General features: G+C 64.2%; 14 protein-coding genes and 1 pseudogene. 6 read left to right on the top strand and 9 right to left on the bottom strand.

The features are described 5' to 3' along the window. Nucleotides 1-13: 13 nt before the first annotated feature. The 3 genes and pseudogenes from GGD61_RS41215 to GGD61_RS08370 form a co-directional block, all read right to left on the bottom strand. Nucleotides 14-1,321 carry an autotransporter outer membrane beta-barrel domain-containing protein gene (locus tag GGD61_RS41215; RefSeq protein WP_283814527.1) on the bottom strand — a complete coding sequence of 436 codons (1,308 nt, stop codon included), beginning with the start codon at nucleotides 1,319-1,321 and terminating at the stop codon, nucleotides 14-16. After that, a pseudogene (locus tag GGD61_RS41210) lies at nucleotides 1,302-2,606 on the bottom strand (autotransporter-associated beta strand repeat-containing protein); the annotation flags it as partial. The pseudogene GGD61_RS41210 and the gene GGD61_RS41215, both read right to left, overlap by 20 nt. A 483-nt stretch (nucleotides 2,607-3,089) precedes the next feature. Then, nucleotides 3,090-3,389: a hypothetical protein gene (locus GGD61_RS08370; RefSeq protein WP_092261834.1), complete on the bottom strand. Its 300-nt coding sequence runs from the start codon at nucleotides 3,387-3,389 to the stop codon at nucleotides 3,090-3,092. A gap of 161 nt (nucleotides 3,390-3,550) precedes the next feature. Here GGD61_RS08370 and GGD61_RS08365 point away from each other — a divergent pair, with 161 nt between their 5' ends. Next, the gene (locus GGD61_RS08365; protein WP_092261833.1) at nucleotides 3,551-4,360 is read left to right on the top strand and encodes a substrate-binding domain-containing protein; all 810 of its coding nucleotides are present in this window, start codon (nucleotides 3,551-3,553) and stop codon (nucleotides 4,358-4,360) included. On the opposite strand, the gene GGD61_RS08360 is transcribed toward GGD61_RS08365, so the two are convergent. The 6 genes from GGD61_RS08360 to pstS all read right to left on the bottom strand — a co-directional run bounded on the left by GGD61_RS08360 (nucleotide 4,334) and on the right by pstS (nucleotide 8,295). Beyond that, nucleotides 4,334-5,032 (bottom strand): ABC transporter permease, encoded by a 699-nt coding sequence (locus GGD61_RS08360; protein WP_018320750.1) that lies wholly within the window; start codon nucleotides 5,030-5,032, stop codon nucleotides 4,334-4,336. The genes GGD61_RS08365 and GGD61_RS08360 overlap by 27 nt on opposite strands. A gap of 167 nt (nucleotides 5,033-5,199) precedes the next feature. Further along, complete coding sequence (locus GGD61_RS08355) at nucleotides 5,200-5,898, bottom strand: MIP/aquaporin family protein (RefSeq protein WP_092261832.1); 699 nt, start codon at nucleotides 5,896-5,898, stop codon at nucleotides 5,200-5,202. Further along, nucleotides 5,898-6,308 carry an arsenate reductase (glutaredoxin) gene (gene arsC / locus GGD61_RS08350; protein ID WP_092261831.1) on the bottom strand — a complete coding sequence of 137 codons (411 nt, stop codon included), beginning with the start codon at nucleotides 6,306-6,308 and terminating at the stop codon, nucleotides 5,898-5,900. Before arsC ends, GGD61_RS08355 begins: the two co-directional genes overlap by 1 nt. Before the next feature lie 17 nt (nucleotides 6,309-6,325). Next, entirely contained in the window at nucleotides 6,326-6,805 is a 480-nt protein-coding gene (locus GGD61_RS08345; protein ID WP_026202415.1) for an ArsI/CadI family heavy metal resistance metalloenzyme, read from the bottom strand. Nucleotides 6,806-6,816: 11 nt separating this feature from the next. After that, a complete protein-coding gene (locus tag GGD61_RS08340; protein ID WP_092261830.1) occupies nucleotides 6,817-7,161 on the bottom strand; it encodes a helix-turn-helix transcriptional regulator in 345 nt (114 codons plus the stop codon). An 87-nt stretch (nucleotides 7,162-7,248) separates the two neighbouring features. Beyond that, a complete protein-coding gene (pstS, locus tag GGD61_RS08335) occupies nucleotides 7,249-8,295 on the bottom strand; it encodes a phosphate ABC transporter substrate-binding protein PstS (protein WP_183230520.1) in 1,047 nt (348 codons plus the stop codon). A gap of 357 nt (nucleotides 8,296-8,652) precedes the next feature. Between pstS and GGD61_RS08330 the strand changes: the two genes are divergently transcribed. From GGD61_RS08330 to GGD61_RS08310, 5 genes are all read left to right on the top strand, one after another. After that, nucleotides 8,653-9,504 (top strand): 3-hydroxybutyryl-CoA dehydrogenase, encoded by an 852-nt coding sequence (locus GGD61_RS08330; protein ID WP_092261828.1) that lies wholly within the window; start codon nucleotides 8,653-8,655, stop codon nucleotides 9,502-9,504. Nucleotides 9,505-9,773: 269 nt separating this feature from the next. Beyond that, the gene (locus GGD61_RS08325; protein WP_018320743.1) at nucleotides 9,774-10,238 is read left to right on the top strand and encodes a group III truncated hemoglobin; all 465 of its coding nucleotides are present in this window, start codon (nucleotides 9,774-9,776) and stop codon (nucleotides 10,236-10,238) included. A gap of 262 nt (nucleotides 10,239-10,500) precedes the next feature. Further along, on the top strand, nucleotides 10,501-11,154 hold the full coding sequence (locus GGD61_RS08320; protein WP_092261860.1) for a ubiquinol-cytochrome c reductase iron-sulfur subunit: 654 nt from the start codon (nucleotides 10,501-10,503) through the stop codon (nucleotides 11,152-11,154). A gap of 117 nt (nucleotides 11,155-11,271) precedes the next feature. Next, on the top strand, nucleotides 11,272-12,999 hold the full coding sequence (locus tag GGD61_RS08315) for a methanol/ethanol family PQQ-dependent dehydrogenase (RefSeq protein ID WP_092261827.1): 1,728 nt from the start codon (nucleotides 11,272-11,274) through the stop codon (nucleotides 12,997-12,999). Between the two features lie 180 nt (nucleotides 13,000-13,179). Further along, nucleotides 13,180-13,424, top strand: a 245-nt coding sequence (locus tag GGD61_RS08310) for a transposase (RefSeq protein WP_143108996.1), incomplete at its 3' end; no start/stop codon positions are given.

Genomic DNA, 13,424 nt, shown 5'->3' with positions numbered 1-13,424 from the left:
TCGCGGGCAGCGCTCACCACACCAGACGGAAGCCGCCGGTGCCCCTATAGCTGTGATTGTCCGCGGGAGCATCGAGGCTCGCGCGATAGGTGAGCTCGCCGAACACGGCATAGCGGCCGTTGGCCCAGCTATAGGTGCCGCCGCCGCCGATGCTGCCCCACAGCCGGTCATGGCCGCTGGCGAAGCCGGTGCCGGCGACATCGATCCTGGTGCCTTCGAGAAATTCGTAGTGCAGATTGCCGATGGCATAGAGGTCAGAGCGGACGATGCCCGTGCCGTCGTTCCAGGTGCGCTGATGATTGAGCGATAGCCCGAGGCGGCCGAGCAGGCTGTCGGCGTTGCCGAGCGAGACCAGCGCGCCGAAGCGGTCGGTGAAGGCATCGAAGCCGACCTTCGAATAGGCGAGCTGCGCCTGCGGCGCCAGCCAGAAGCCGTTGCCAATTGCGATCCGCCTGCCGCCCTCGAGGCTGAACGCGTAGCCAAGGCCCTCATTGCCGTGGATCAACGAGCCGACCAGCGCAGATGACAGGTCGCTGCGATAGAACATGGTCTGCGCCTGGCCGTCGACATAGAAGCCGTCATGGCCGTACCAGGTCGCGGTTGCGCCAACGCCGGTTCCTTGCGCGCGGATGCGGCCGTTGCCGAACAGCGAATTGACGAAGGCCGTGGTCAGGCCGTATTGCGCCGTCAGGCTGACGATCAGCCGGCCGCGCGAATTGTCGAGCGCAGCGCCGTCGAGTCCGACTTGCACCTTCATCTCGTCGGAATCATAGGTGGAGCCGGTGGTGTTGGAAGGCCGCAACGCGCTCTGGCCGCCCTCGATCCGGCCCCAGAACGCTGATTGCGTCCATGAGCCCTCGGCCGTCTGCGCGGTATCAATGCCTGCGCGGGCCATCGCTTCGCTGCCGCCCCAATAGCGGTTGCCGGCGCGCTGCTGCAGGCTCGCCGGCTGGTTCATCCCGAGCAGCACCTGTGCGTAGTTCTCGTAGAGGGGAACGCCGGCCTGATAGAGCGGCCCGGCCGGCGCCGATGGCGGCGGATTGATCAGGCTGGACCGCAGATACCAGTCTCCGTCTGCGGGCGTGCTGATCCCGTTCTTCTGCAGCGTATAGGCATAGGCGCCGCCGACCACGGCCTGCTGGCCGCCAATGACGTAATTGCCCTGCAGCGCGAAGGTGCCGTTCGAGGCGCCGGCGACGTCGATCACCTTGATGCCTTCGACGGTCTGCGCGCCGCCGCCGCCGACATTGGCGATGCGCAGCGTGGAGGCACCGGAGGTGGCGCCTTGCGACCAGGCGATCGGTGATCGAACTGTCGCCATCGAGCGCGGTGTTGAGGAGAAGCGTGCCGCCGCTACCGACATAATTGCCGCTCACCGTTAGCGTGGTCCCCGGCGCGCCGCCGGTTCGCACCAGGCCGGCATTGTCGAGCGATGCGATGGTCTGGTTGAAGCCGTTCAGGTCGAGCGTTGTGCCTGCGGCCGCGACATAGGCGGATGCGGCGCTGAAGGCGCCGGCCGCGCCGGCGCGCAGGGTGCCGCCGGTGATCGTGGTTGCGCCGCCATAGGTGTTGACGCCGGACAGCGTCTGCGTGCCGCCTGATATCTGCAGGCCGCCGGTGCCGCCGAGTGTGCCTGCGAACGTGTCGCCGGCATTGGTGATCGCCAGCGTCTTGGTGCCGAGCACGACGGTGCCGGTGCCGGCAAGGCTCTGAATGTGAGAGGTGGCGTCGACGATGCCGGAAATATCGAATGTCGCATTTGCGACCACACGCCTCGAATTGGCGAGGGCGTCGCTGGCGCCGGCGACGACACCGATGGCGAGCGTGCCCTGCTGGATCACCGTTTCGCCGGTGTAGGTGCTGCCGCCACGAAGGAACAAGGTTCCGTTGCCGGTCTTGGTCAATCCGCCGACGCCGCTGAGGCCGCCCGCGGCTGATGCGATGACGGTGAAGCCGTTGGTGTCGAAGGTCAACCCGCCCGCGGCGATGTTGTTCTGGGCGGCGGTGCCGCCAAAGAAGTTCGCGTTATTGCCCCGGGCGCGGATCACGGCATTGTCGTAATTCACCTGGCCGCCAGCGTTGGCAATGGTGATGAAGCCAGTCTCAAGCGTGCCGCCCTTGACGTTGAGTGTGGCTGTGGAGGTCCCGGCTGGGGTGCCAACAACAGCCCTGCTCGTCGCAACAACGGTTCCATCGTTTTCGATATTGAGCGTGTTCCCTGTTGCAAGAATTTGCAGTGTGCCATTGACGATCCATTGCGAACCGGCTCCGGTCACCGTCAAGGCGGACGTCGCACCGAGGGCGTTGCCAATCGCAATGGTGCTGCCTGTGCTGGTCAGTGTGCTGCCATTTTGAATTGTGAGACTGGTTGTTACGCCGGCTGCAGCACCACCGAGTCTGAAATTACCCGTCGTACTGGTCGCGCCGGGGACCACGCCGAGAACAACGTCTGCAGGCGTGGCGATGAGAACCGCGCCGCCGACGGGCGCTGTTCCGGTGTTCCAGTTCGAGCCCACCGTCCAGTCATTGTTGGTGGCGCCAGTCCAGGTCTGCGCGGCCGCCTGGTCTGGCAAAACCGCCGACAGCGCCGCCGCCGAGGCGCTCATTAACAGCAGGCGCCGGAACGCGGCTCGCTTGCCTGTGAAGGATAGGGGATGCTGTGGATGTCTGCCCCGATCGTCGTTCGCTTGTCGTGAAAACGTCGCAGCCCCGATGCATTCGCGCATGGCGCACAGCCCCTTGTCTTGCTCTTGGTGCTGCGCCGGATGGCGGATCGCCAAACATCATCGACAGCTGATCGTGATTGCGACGGTATGTTGCTGCCTGTGATCGGGTCAATGCTGATCGTTGCCGCGCATCGGGAAAGATGTGCAGTGTGTTTCCGATGCAACGTCAGGTCGACAGAATTAATGCTGCGGTAACTACACCACGCGCGTCGAACATAAATTGATGACGTACACGGCAAGACGGCGACCGGAATCTTGTGCGCGCAACATGACGGAGCGAGCCGAGACTCGCTGCGCCACATGTCGCGGCTGATTCGCGAGCCTCGCGCTTCAAGACGGCCCGGGCCGAGCTCTGCGCTTGGTCTATCGCCCGCCGGAACCTGAACCTGAACCGGATCCTGAACCCGCGCTGCCTCCGGCCTGGCTGCCCATGTTATTCGTGTTGGTGCCGCCGGCCGACGGCGATTGTGCGCCCTTGCTGTCACTGGCCTCGTTCTGCATGTTCGACGACTTGCCGGTCGTCATTCCCTTGGTCGCGGGGCCGCGCGAGGAGGGGCCGACGTCGCCTTGACCGGAGGCGCCGGGAGCCGGTTGTGTCTGCGCGAAGGCGCTACCGGTCGCCAGCGCCATGATGCATGCGGATGCCAGAATGATCTTTTTCATGGGATTCTCCTTGCCATGACATCTCCGGACAATCCGCCTGCGGCATCGGCGTTCCTGCCGATTTGATGCCATCGCTTCAACTCTCTGCGGCCGAATGTCGGGGTTCCCGTCGCCATCGCCATCGGCTATTCAGGACCGTCATTGTTTGTGGGGGACGACGCATGAGGAAGATTGTCGCCATCGGAGCAGCTTTGCTCTGGTCCACCATCGCATTCGCGCAGGATCGCACCATCACGGTTGCCTCGACCACGTCGACGGAACAGTCGGGCCTGTTCGGCCATCTGCTGCCGCTGTTCTCGAAGGACGAGGGCATCAGCGTGAAGGTCGTTGCCGTCGGTACCGGACAGGCACTGGATATCGGGCGGCGCGGCGATGCCGACGTGGTGTTCGTCCATGACCGGGCTGCCGAAGACAAGTTCATGTCCGAAGGGCAGGGCGTGAAGCGCTTCGACGTCATGTACAACGACTTCGTTGTGGTCGGGCCCAAAAGCGATCCCGCGAAGATCGCCGGCGGCAAGGACGTCACGGATGCGCTGCGCAAGATCGCGGCGGCGAAGGCGCCGTTCATCTCGCGCGGCGACAAATCCGGCACGCACGCGGCCGAGCTCCGGCTGTGGAAGGAGGCGGGCGTCGACATCAGTGCCGGCAAGGACAGCTGGTATCGTGAGATCGGCCAGGGCATGGGCCCGGCGCTGAACATGGCGTCGTCGTCGAACGCTTATGTTCTGTCGGACCGCGGCACCTGGCTGTCGTTCAAGAATCGCGGCGAGCTCGCCATCCTGACGGAGGGCGACAAGCGGCTGTTCAACCAGTACGGCGTCATGCTGGTGAATCCCGAGAAGCACCCGAATGTGAAGGCGAAGGATGGGCAGGCCTTCATCGACTGGCTCGTGTCATCGAAGGGGCAGGAGGCGATCGCCGGATACAAGGTTGGCGGCGAGCAGCTATTTTTCCCCAACGCGTCCCACTAGCAGGAAGGCGATGGTCGACACCGCGACGCTGAGCGCGAGCAGGATCAGGCCGAGCCCGAGTGCCAGCGGCAGATCGCCCTTGCTGGTCTCCAGCGCGATCGCGGTCGTCATCGTGCGCGTGAAGCCGCGGATGTTGCCGCCGACGATGATGATGGCACCGACCTCGGCGATGGCGCGCCCGAAGGCCGCGAGAAACGCCGTCAGCAGCGAGGTCCGGCCCAGCGCGTACAGCAGCGCCATGCAGCGGAAGATCGACAGCCCGTCGATCCGTGCCAGATCGCCATATTCCGCCCACAGCAGGCTCGCGGGCCGGTGCACCAGCGCCACCACGATCGGCGTGGCCAGCAGCGTCTGCGCGATCACCATGGCGGCCGGCGTGAACAACAATCCGGCCGCGCCGAGCGGGCCGGACCGCGACAGCAGAAGATAGAGCGCGAGCCCGACCACGACCGGCGGAAGACCGAGCAGCGCATTGGTCAGCACGATGATGACCTGCCGCCCGCGGAAACGCGTGATCGCAAGCAAGGCGCCGATCGGTGCACCGATCAGCAGGGCAAGGACGCTCGCGGTCAGGCTGACGCGCACCGACAATGCGACGATGCCGAGCAGCTCGGCGTCGGCTTCGCCGATCAGCGAGAGCGCCGCGCCAACGGATCGTGCGAAGTCGTTCATGCGGCCTGACGCTTCGGTGCCGGGCGGAATGCCTCCTGATCGTCGATATCGGGTGTTCGTAGCGGCTTCACGGACCGGTTCCTGCGAGTCTTGCTGACATCCACAGAATACCCGGGAGGAACGGTTTGGAAACGCGATTCAATTCAAAAAATGCGGCTGGCGCCGCGTTATGCAGGCTCTTCTGACACGATCTGACGGGAGCTTTGCCTTTCGGGGGCCCAAAGCCAGCGCGCGAGCAGAACGGCGAGAATTGCGCCGATGAACTGCGCGGCAATGAAAGCCGGCATGCCTTGCGGGGCAATACCCGCGAACGTATCGGACAGTGAGCGGGCGATGGTGACCGCGGGGTTGGCGAACGAGGTGGACGAGGTGAACCAATACGCCGACGTGACATAGAGGCCGACGGCGTAAGGCACGGCGGTGTTGGTCCGGTGCCCGACGCCAAAGATCGTCGAGAGCAGACCGAAGGTGGCTACAGCCTCGGCCAGCCATTGTCCGGCTCCGGTGCGGGCCGTGAGGGAAAGCTGGAGGACAGGAAGCTCGAACATCAGGTGCGCGATCCCGACACCCGCGACCGCGCCGGCGATCTGGGCGATGGCGTAGGTCGCCGCGTCCGTCCACGTCGTTTCGCCGCGCAAGGCGAATGCGAGCGTGACCGCCGGATTGAAATGAGCCCCCGATATCGGAGCGAAGATCAGGATCAGCACCACCAGGATTGCGCCCGTGGCGATCGTATTGCACAGCAGCGCCAGCGCGACGTTTCCGCCCGAGAGCTTCTGCGCCATGATCCCGGAGCCGACCACCGCAGCAAGCAGGAACGCCGTCCCGAGCCACTCGGCGAAGGCGCGCTGTGCAAGGCTCGGCATCAGGCGTCGCGATCCAGCCTGACGCGCTCGCCGTCTTCCTTGACGAATTCGCCCCGCTGCGGCGGTAGCAGATCCAGCACGAGCTCGGAGGGGCGGCATAGCCTGACGCCTTTCGGCGTCACCACGATCGGTCGGTTGATCAGGATCGGATGCGCCATCATCGCGTCGAGCAACTGATCGTCCGTCAGCGCCGGATCGGCGAGCCCGAGCTCCGCATAGGGCGCCGCTTTTTCGCGAACCGCCTCGCGCACCGAAATCCCCATGCGCGCGACGAGCTGCTGCAGCAATGCCCGCGACGGCGGCGTTTTCAGATATTCGATCACGTGCGGCTCGATACCGGCATGCCGGATCATGGCAAGCGTGTTGCGCGACGTGCCGCAATCGGGATTGTGGTAGATGATCGCGTCCATTGCAGGTGCCCTCGTGCTCAGCAGCAGGCCCGCGAGGTTGCCGGCGCCGCCTGCGGCGCGCAGCAGGCCGATTGCTGCTCCGGCTTCTCATGCGCGACCCGCGCCTGGTTCTCGCCGCTGCCGTCGCCGTAATCGGTGCTCTCGCCCGTGGTGTGGAAGGTTTCCCAGGCGATGCCGGCCGGATCGTCGATCCAGGACTTTTCCGACTTGGCGTAGCAGCAGGTGGTCTGCCCCTGCTCGACGACGTTGCCGCCGGCCTTGCGCAGTCGGGCATAGACCTCCTGGAGTTCCTCGCCGGTCTCGACCTGGATGCCGAGATGATCGAGCCCAGCCGCGCGTCCGCGCGTCGAGATCGCAAAATTCACGCGGGGGTCGTCCAGCATCCATTTGGCATAGTCGGACTTCACGACCGAGGGCTCGCTGGCAAACAGGGCGGAGTAGAATCCGATGGAATGGGAGAGATCCTCGACGGACACGTGAACGTGCAGGCGCTTCATGGTCTGTCCTTTCAGGCTGGCACTTTGCTGCGCTTCCGCGCCGGTTTCGAAGGCTTTGCCGGAGCGCATGACACCCCGCCGCAGCAGTTTTCGGTCAGGAATCCGACCAGCGCGTTCATGGTCTCGAACCGCGCCGCATAGATCATCGAACGCCCCTCGCGACGGACGGTCGCGAGCCCAGCCATCCGTAGCCGGTCGAAATGGAAGGTCAGCGTATTGGGGGCGAGATCCAGCGCCTCGGCCACCGCGCCGGCGGTCAGGCCTTCGGGGCCGGCCTGCACCAGCAAGCGGAAGACATCGAGGCGATTGTCCTGAGCGAGCGCGGCGAGCGCCGCGACGGCGTCCATCTTTTCCATATTTCAACGATTATTGAAATAATGGCGGCCTGTCAATCGAGATTGGCATGCGGAGAGCCAATCTCGATTGACGGCCGCCGTCGCTGTTCAGCGCTTCACGGCCGCCGTTGCCGTCTGTGCTTCCAGGCTCTGCTGCCAATAGCGTTCGATCTGGTCGATCAAGGCAGGCGGGAGCGGGACGTAGTTGAGCGTCTGGGCCTCGGATTTTCCGTTTTCCAGCGACCAGCGGACGAAGTCGATGGCGGCTGCCGATCGTTCCGGTGATTTCGGCGCCTTCGGCATCAGCACGAAGGTCGTCGCCGTGATCGGGTAGGCGTCTTCGCCGGGCGCGTTGGTGAGCACGAGATGGAAATCCTTCTCCGCCTTCCAGTCCACGCTTGATGCCGCCGCCTGGAACGATGCGGCGTCGGGCACGACGTAATTGCCGGCGCTGTTCTGCACGATACCGAAGGAAATCCGGTCGAGCCGTTGCAGCGCGTAAGTATATTCGAGATAGCCGATCGCGCCGGGTATGAGACCGACGAGCGAGGCGACACCATCATTGCCGCGGCCGCCGAGGCCAAGCGGCCACTCGACGGAGGTGCCTTCGCCCACGCTGGCTTCCCACTGCGGGCTAACCTTCGACAGATAGTTCGACCAGTTGAATGTCGTGCCTGAGCCGTCGATGCGATGGACCACCGTGATCGCAGCGTTCGGCAATCTGACGTCGGGGTTGATCGCGGCGATCGCCGGATCGCTCCAGGATCTGAGCTTGCCGAGATAGATATCGGCGAGCACCTGCCCGGTGAAGCGGATCTGGCCGGGCTTGACGCCGTCGATATTGACCACTGGCACGACGCCTCCGATGACGATCGGGAATTGCATCAGGCCGAGCCTGTCCAACTCCCTGGGGTCGAGCGGCATATCGCTGGCACCGAAATCGACGGCTTCCTTTTTGATCAGGCCGAGGCCGATGCCGGAGCCGACCGCTTGATAGCTGACGACGTTGCCGGTCTTGGCCTTATATGCGTCGGTCCATTTCGCCATCACGGGCGAAACGAAGGTTGAGCCGGCTCCTCTGGTCTCGGCTGCCAAGCCTGGCGTTGCGACGAGCAGAGCGGCGAGGATGATGGGAAGTGCAATATGTGTCTTCATTTGCGCGAGGCTAACAGGTGGGGCACGAAGCCGATGTGGTCGATCTCACAATTGCGTCGCGAGGCATTCGCGGTGGCCATTGCGCGCCGACTACACCACGCCGTCAGCTCCGCCGCGTCGTCCGATTGAGGGAGGCCGCTGTCCCGGCCGGGCAGGGACGCAATTTTGGGGCAAATTACGCGCCATGCGGCCAAATCGGGCCGTTTCGCGCCCGTCGGCGGCTTTATTCCCGCCGTGGATGCTTTAAGGAGAGGCAGGATCAGGTCGCAGGCGCCCCTCGGCGGTGCTAGAGCCTGATGCAGGGAATAATGGGCCGTGCCGTGTCGGCGGGGCCGCAAGGATGAAGGATATGGAGCAATGATCCAGACCGTTGGCATCATCGGGGCAGGGACCATGGGGAATGGTATCGCGCAGGTCTGCGCGGCGGCCGGGCTCTCGGTCGTGATGGTCGACATTTCCGACGCGGCGGTGAACCGCGGGCTGTCGACCGTCGGCGGCAGCCTCGAGCGTCTGGTCAAGAAGGAGAAGATGTCGGCGGCCGATCGCGAGGCGGCGCTCAAGCGCATCACCGGCACCACCGACCGGGCGAAGCTTGCCGATTGCGATCTGGTTATCGAGGCCGCAACCGAGAACGAGGAGCTCAAGGTCAAGATCCTGAAGGATCTCTGCGCGACGTTGTCGCCGCGAACGCTGCTTGCGACCAACACCTCGTCGATCTCGATCACGAAGCTCGCTGCGGCGACCGATCGTCCCGACCGCTTCATCGGCATGCACTTCTTCAACCCGGTGCCGGTGATGGCGCTGCTGGAGCTGATCCGCGGCCTGCAGACCTCCGACGACACCCACGCCAAGGCCCTCGATTTCGCCAAGCGCGTCGGCAAAGTGGCGATCACCGCCAAGAACAGCCCCGGCTTTGCCGTCAACCGCATCCTGTGCCCGATGATCAACGAGGCGATCTTCGCGCTCCAGGAGGGAATTGCGACCGCGGAAGAGATCGATGCTGGTATGAAGCTTGGTTGCAACCATCCGATCGGGCCGCTGGCTCTGGCCGATCTCGTCGGGCTCGACACCATGCTTTCGGTGATGGATGTCTTTTACAAGGGCTTCAACGATCCTAAATACAGGCCAGCGCCGCTGCTCAAGGAGATGGTCGATGCAGGCCATCTCGGCCGCAAGACCGGGCAGGGCTTCTACAGCTACGGTACGTGATCTGTCATCGCGACAAAGACGGTCCCGTAGGGTGGGCAAAGCGAAGCGTGCCCACGTTCCGTGGCCGTATCGGACTGATGGTGGGCACGGCGCAAGTGCGCCTTTGCCCACCCTACGATACTGATCAAGGAGCAGACGCCGGGCTCGAAACGCCCGCGGCCCAATCCCGCAATTTGCGCCAGGACAAAGATGTCGGGCGCATTAGGCCTGACAATGTCGAACGGGCGGCTCGCGGGAACGCGGGGAACAACGAACGGAAAACGAAGGACATGTCGGATCGACTGAAGGCCGAGCGCGAGGCGGCGGCCGCGCGGCGGAACCTGTTGACCCAGGATGCGATCGAGCGCACCGGGATTACCGAAGAGATGATCGGGGAACTCGTCACCCGCTTCTATGGCCGCGTGCGCGAAGATGCACGGCTGGGCCCGGTGTTCGGGATCGTGCAGAATTGGGACGAGCATCTCGCCAAGCTCAGAGATTTCTGGTCCTCGGTCGTGCTGATGAGCGGCCGCTATCACGGCTCGCCAATGCGGGCGCATTTACCGCTGAGCCTGGTCGGCGATCATTTCGACCGCTGGCTCGATCTGTTCGAGCAGACCGCGCGCGAGGTCTGCCCGCCGCCAGCAGCTAGCCTGTTCATCGACAAAGCGCGCCGCATCGCCGACAGTTTTGAGATGGCATCGGCCACCGTCTCCGGTTCTATCGCCGCGCCGCGCCACGTGCTCAGGTCCTGACAACGACCGGCTGCCTGCAAAACATGCAGGGTCGTCGCGCTGCGTTTGCGCAGCGCGACGAATAGCGCGTTGCACCAATTCCAACATCATCGGTCTGATCTGCAAAATCATCATGCCGCTCGCGCGGCGCGACGTTGAATTGTGAAAAGGCGCTTGAACACGTTCATCGTTGTTCAATCAACGCGAGCAAAGCCACATTGATGCACTGCGGTGCCAACTCTTCGCCTTGTTTTCGGCAGAGTTCCAGTGCCTGCTTGTGAACATGTCCCGCGCATCGTTCACAACCAATTCATCACCGTCCGAGAGTCCTGGGAAACCCGAAGCCGACGCCTGTGCCGAGCAGACGCGGCGAACGATCCTGCTTGGCGCGCTCGCCACCACCGCCTGCCTCGGTTGCTCCGCGTCTGCGCACGCGGGCGAGGATCCGCCCGGGTCCGACGAACGGCCGCAGAAAGGCGATGTGCTCGTCTTTTCCGAAGGCGACAAGGAGGGAAAGCCCATCACCGCGGCCGACCTGCCGGCCGGCGGACCGCCGGTGCATGCCTGGCCGAAGGATCCCAAGACATCGGTGGTGCGCAGCGCCTCCCGGCTCAACGAGATCCTGATCATCAAGCTCGATCCCGCCGAGCTTGACGAGAAGACGGCCGCGCGCGCGGTCGACGGCATCATCGCCTATTCGGCGATCTGCTCGCATGCCGGCTGTCCCGTCACCGCCTGGGTGAAGAGCGATGTCGGCGACAAGGAGGTGTTCAAGTGCATGTGTCACAACTCCGAATACGATCCTCGTGCGGGCGCACAGGTCGTGTTCGGCCCGGCGCCGCGACGGCTCGCGGCGCTGCCGGTGGCGCTCGCTGACGGCTCGCTCAGCGTCGCCGGCAATTTCATCGGAAAGGTAGGTGGCGCGCAGCCAGGATGACGGACGGTGCGGGCCCACGCCCGCGTCACGAGAGGTCGTATCCGCCGTTGGGCGGACGACGGGACGAACGACAAGAATTCAACACAAGAATTCAAACGGATGAAAAGGGGAACGTCCATGACCAGGAAGCAATGGTACCTGTCCGGCTTCGTCGCCTTCACCTGCCTCGCCTCGACCGCCGCCGTGTCAGGTCCGATCGAGAATTACGCACCGGTCACCGCACAGCGGCTGGAGAATCCGGAGCCAAACAACTGGATGCTCTATCGGCGCACCTATGACGGGCACGGCTACAGCCCGCTCGATCAGATCAACACCTCCAACGTGAAGAATCTCACGCCGGTCTGGACCTTTGCCACCGGCGTCGTCGAAGGCCACGAGGCGCCGCCAATCGTCAACAACGGCGTGATGTTCGTGGCGACCCCGATGGGACAGGTGATCGCGCTCAACGCCAAGACCGGCGACGAATATTGGCGCTACAAGCGGCAGCTCCCCGACGATCTGTTCCAGCTGCACCCGACCAGCCGCGGCGTTGGCCTCTGGGAGGACAAGCTCTACCTCGCCACCACGGACGACCACGTCGTCGCGCTCGATGCCAAGACCGGCAAGGTGGTGTGGGACACCAAGGTGCAGGACTACAAGAAGGGCCAGTACATGACCCTGATGCCGCTGGTCGTCGATGGCAAGGTCATTGTCGGCGGCTCCGGCGGCGAGTTCGGCGTGCGCGGCTATATCGCGGCCTATGATGCCAAGGACGGCAAGGAGCTGTGGCGAACCTTCACCATTCCAGGCGAAGGCGAGCCGGGCCATGACACCTGGCAGGGCGACGATTGGAAGAACGGCGGCGGCTCAGCCTGGATGACCGGCAATTACGACAAGGAGACCAAGACGATCTATTGGGGCGTCGGCAACGCCGCGCCATGGCCCGGCGAGACCCATCCCGGCGACAATCTTTACACCTCCTCGGTGCTTGCGCTCGATCCGAGCACCGGCAAGATCAAGACCTATCACCAGTACCACCAGAACGATTCCTGGGACTGGGACGAGGTCGATGCGCCGATGCTGATCGACCTGCAACGCGATGGCCGCAACATCAAGAGCCTGGTCCATCCGGGCCGCGACGCGATCTTCTGGGTGCTCGAGCGCACGCCGACCAAGATCAACTACGTCGCCGGCTGGCCGTTCGTCTCGACCGACGTCTGGAAGGGGATCGAGCCCGAGAGCGGCAAGCCGATCGTCGACCCCGCGCACAAGCCGGTGATCGGCAAGCGTGTCGAGTTCTGTCCGTCGCTGTGGGGCGGCAAGGACTGGCCGTCGGCGGCCTACAGCCAGAAGACCGGCCTCGTCTACGTGCCGGCCAACGAGAATTTCTGCGGCGGTTTCACCGGCGAGAAAGTCGCCCTCAAGCCGGGTGAGCTCTGGCTCGGCACCAAGCCGGAAGACATCGGCCTGAAGACGAAGCCGGGCGCGGATCATTTCGGCGAGCTGCAGGCCTGGGATCCCACCACGGGCAAGAAGGTGTGGCAACACAACTTCCCGAAGTCGCAGCTGTTCGGTTCGGTGACGGCGACCGCGGGCGATCTCATCTTCGTCGGCGGCACCAATGACCGCAACTTCCGCGCCTTCAACGCCAAGACCGGCGAGCTCCTGTGGGAGCAGAAGACCAACTCCGGCATCATGGGCATGCCGGTGTCCTATGAGATCGACGGCACCCAATACATCGCGATCCAGTCGGGATGGGGCGTCGACGCGCAGCGCATCCAGGACGCGCTGGTGACCAACAACATCGGCATCGAAGCCAACGTGCCGCAAGGCGGCGTCATCTGGGTGTTCGCGCTGAAGAAGTAGCTCCGCGGCGGATCGAAAGAAGCGGAGCAGCAGGGGGGTGGCGAATGCGGCGGACGGCAACGTCCGCCGCATTTTTGCGATGGAAGGCGTCGAACGCGCTTACTTCCCTTCTCCCCTTGGGGGCCTGTTGCGTAATCCGCCAGTTGTGATTCCCTAGGGCAAAGCCTTGGGGGAATGACGATGGCGGTGAAGCGGACAGGACAGCCGAGCTTTGTGGAAGCGCTGATGCCGAAGGGCGCCGGCGCCAATGCGGCGCTGGATCGGTTGGCTGGCCTGGTCAAGTGGTACCGGTTCGAGAAGCTGATCGGTCATTTGCGGGATGAAGGGAGCCCCGGTCGTCCAGGCTATCCGGTGCTTGTGCTGTTTCGCGCGGTGCTGCTGCAGTCGCTCTACGGTCTTTCGGAGCGCGAACTGGAGGAGGCGCT

Origin of the sequence: Bradyrhizobium sp. SBR1B, from assembly GCF_014198205.1 — a bacterium.
Classification (GTDB): Bacteria; Pseudomonadota; Alphaproteobacteria; order Rhizobiales; family Xanthobacteraceae; genus Bradyrhizobium.
The sequence above is the reverse complement of the archived record's forward strand: the minus strand, read 5'-3'. Positions and strand labels throughout refer to the sequence as shown.

Excerpts from the sequence above, each read along its gene's own strand:
- GGD61_RS41215 (WP_283814527.1), bottom strand. The coding sequence starts at position 1,321 with ATGGCGACAGTTCGATCACCGATCGCCTGGTCGCAAGGCGCCACCTCC.
- GGD61_RS08370 (WP_092261834.1), bottom strand. The coding sequence starts at position 3,389 with ATGAAAAAGATCATTCTGGCATCCGCATGCATCATGGCGCTGGCGACC.
- GGD61_RS08365 (WP_092261833.1), top strand. The coding sequence starts at position 3,551 with ATGAGGAAGATTGTCGCCATCGGAGCAGCTTTGCTCTGGTCCACCATC.
- GGD61_RS08360 (WP_018320750.1), bottom strand. The coding sequence starts at position 5,032 with ATGAACGACTTCGCACGATCCGTTGGCGCGGCGCTCTCGCTGATCGGC.
- GGD61_RS08355 (WP_092261832.1), bottom strand. The coding sequence starts at position 5,898 with ATGCCGAGCCTTGCACAGCGCGCCTTCGCCGAGTGGCTCGGGACGGCG.
- arsC (WP_092261831.1), bottom strand. The coding sequence starts at position 6,308 with ATGGACGCGATCATCTACCACAATCCCGATTGCGGCACGTCGCGCAAC.
- GGD61_RS08345 (WP_026202415.1), bottom strand. The coding sequence starts at position 6,805 with ATGAAGCGCCTGCACGTTCACGTGTCCGTCGAGGATCTCTCCCATTCC.
- GGD61_RS08340 (WP_092261830.1), bottom strand. The coding sequence starts at position 7,161 with ATGGAAAAGATGGACGCCGTCGCGGCGCTCGCCGCGCTCGCTCAGGAC.
- pstS (WP_183230520.1), bottom strand. The coding sequence starts at position 8,295 with ATGAAGACACATATTGCACTTCCCATCATCCTCGCCGCTCTGCTCGTC.
- GGD61_RS08330 (WP_092261828.1), top strand. The coding sequence starts at position 8,653 with ATGATCCAGACCGTTGGCATCATCGGGGCAGGGACCATGGGGAATGGT.
- GGD61_RS08325 (WP_018320743.1), top strand. The coding sequence starts at position 9,774 with ATGTCGGATCGACTGAAGGCCGAGCGCGAGGCGGCGGCCGCGCGGCGG.
- GGD61_RS08320 (WP_092261860.1), top strand. The coding sequence starts at position 10,501 with ATGTCCCGCGCATCGTTCACAACCAATTCATCACCGTCCGAGAGTCCT.
- GGD61_RS08315 (WP_092261827.1), top strand. The coding sequence starts at position 11,272 with ATGACCAGGAAGCAATGGTACCTGTCCGGCTTCGTCGCCTTCACCTGC.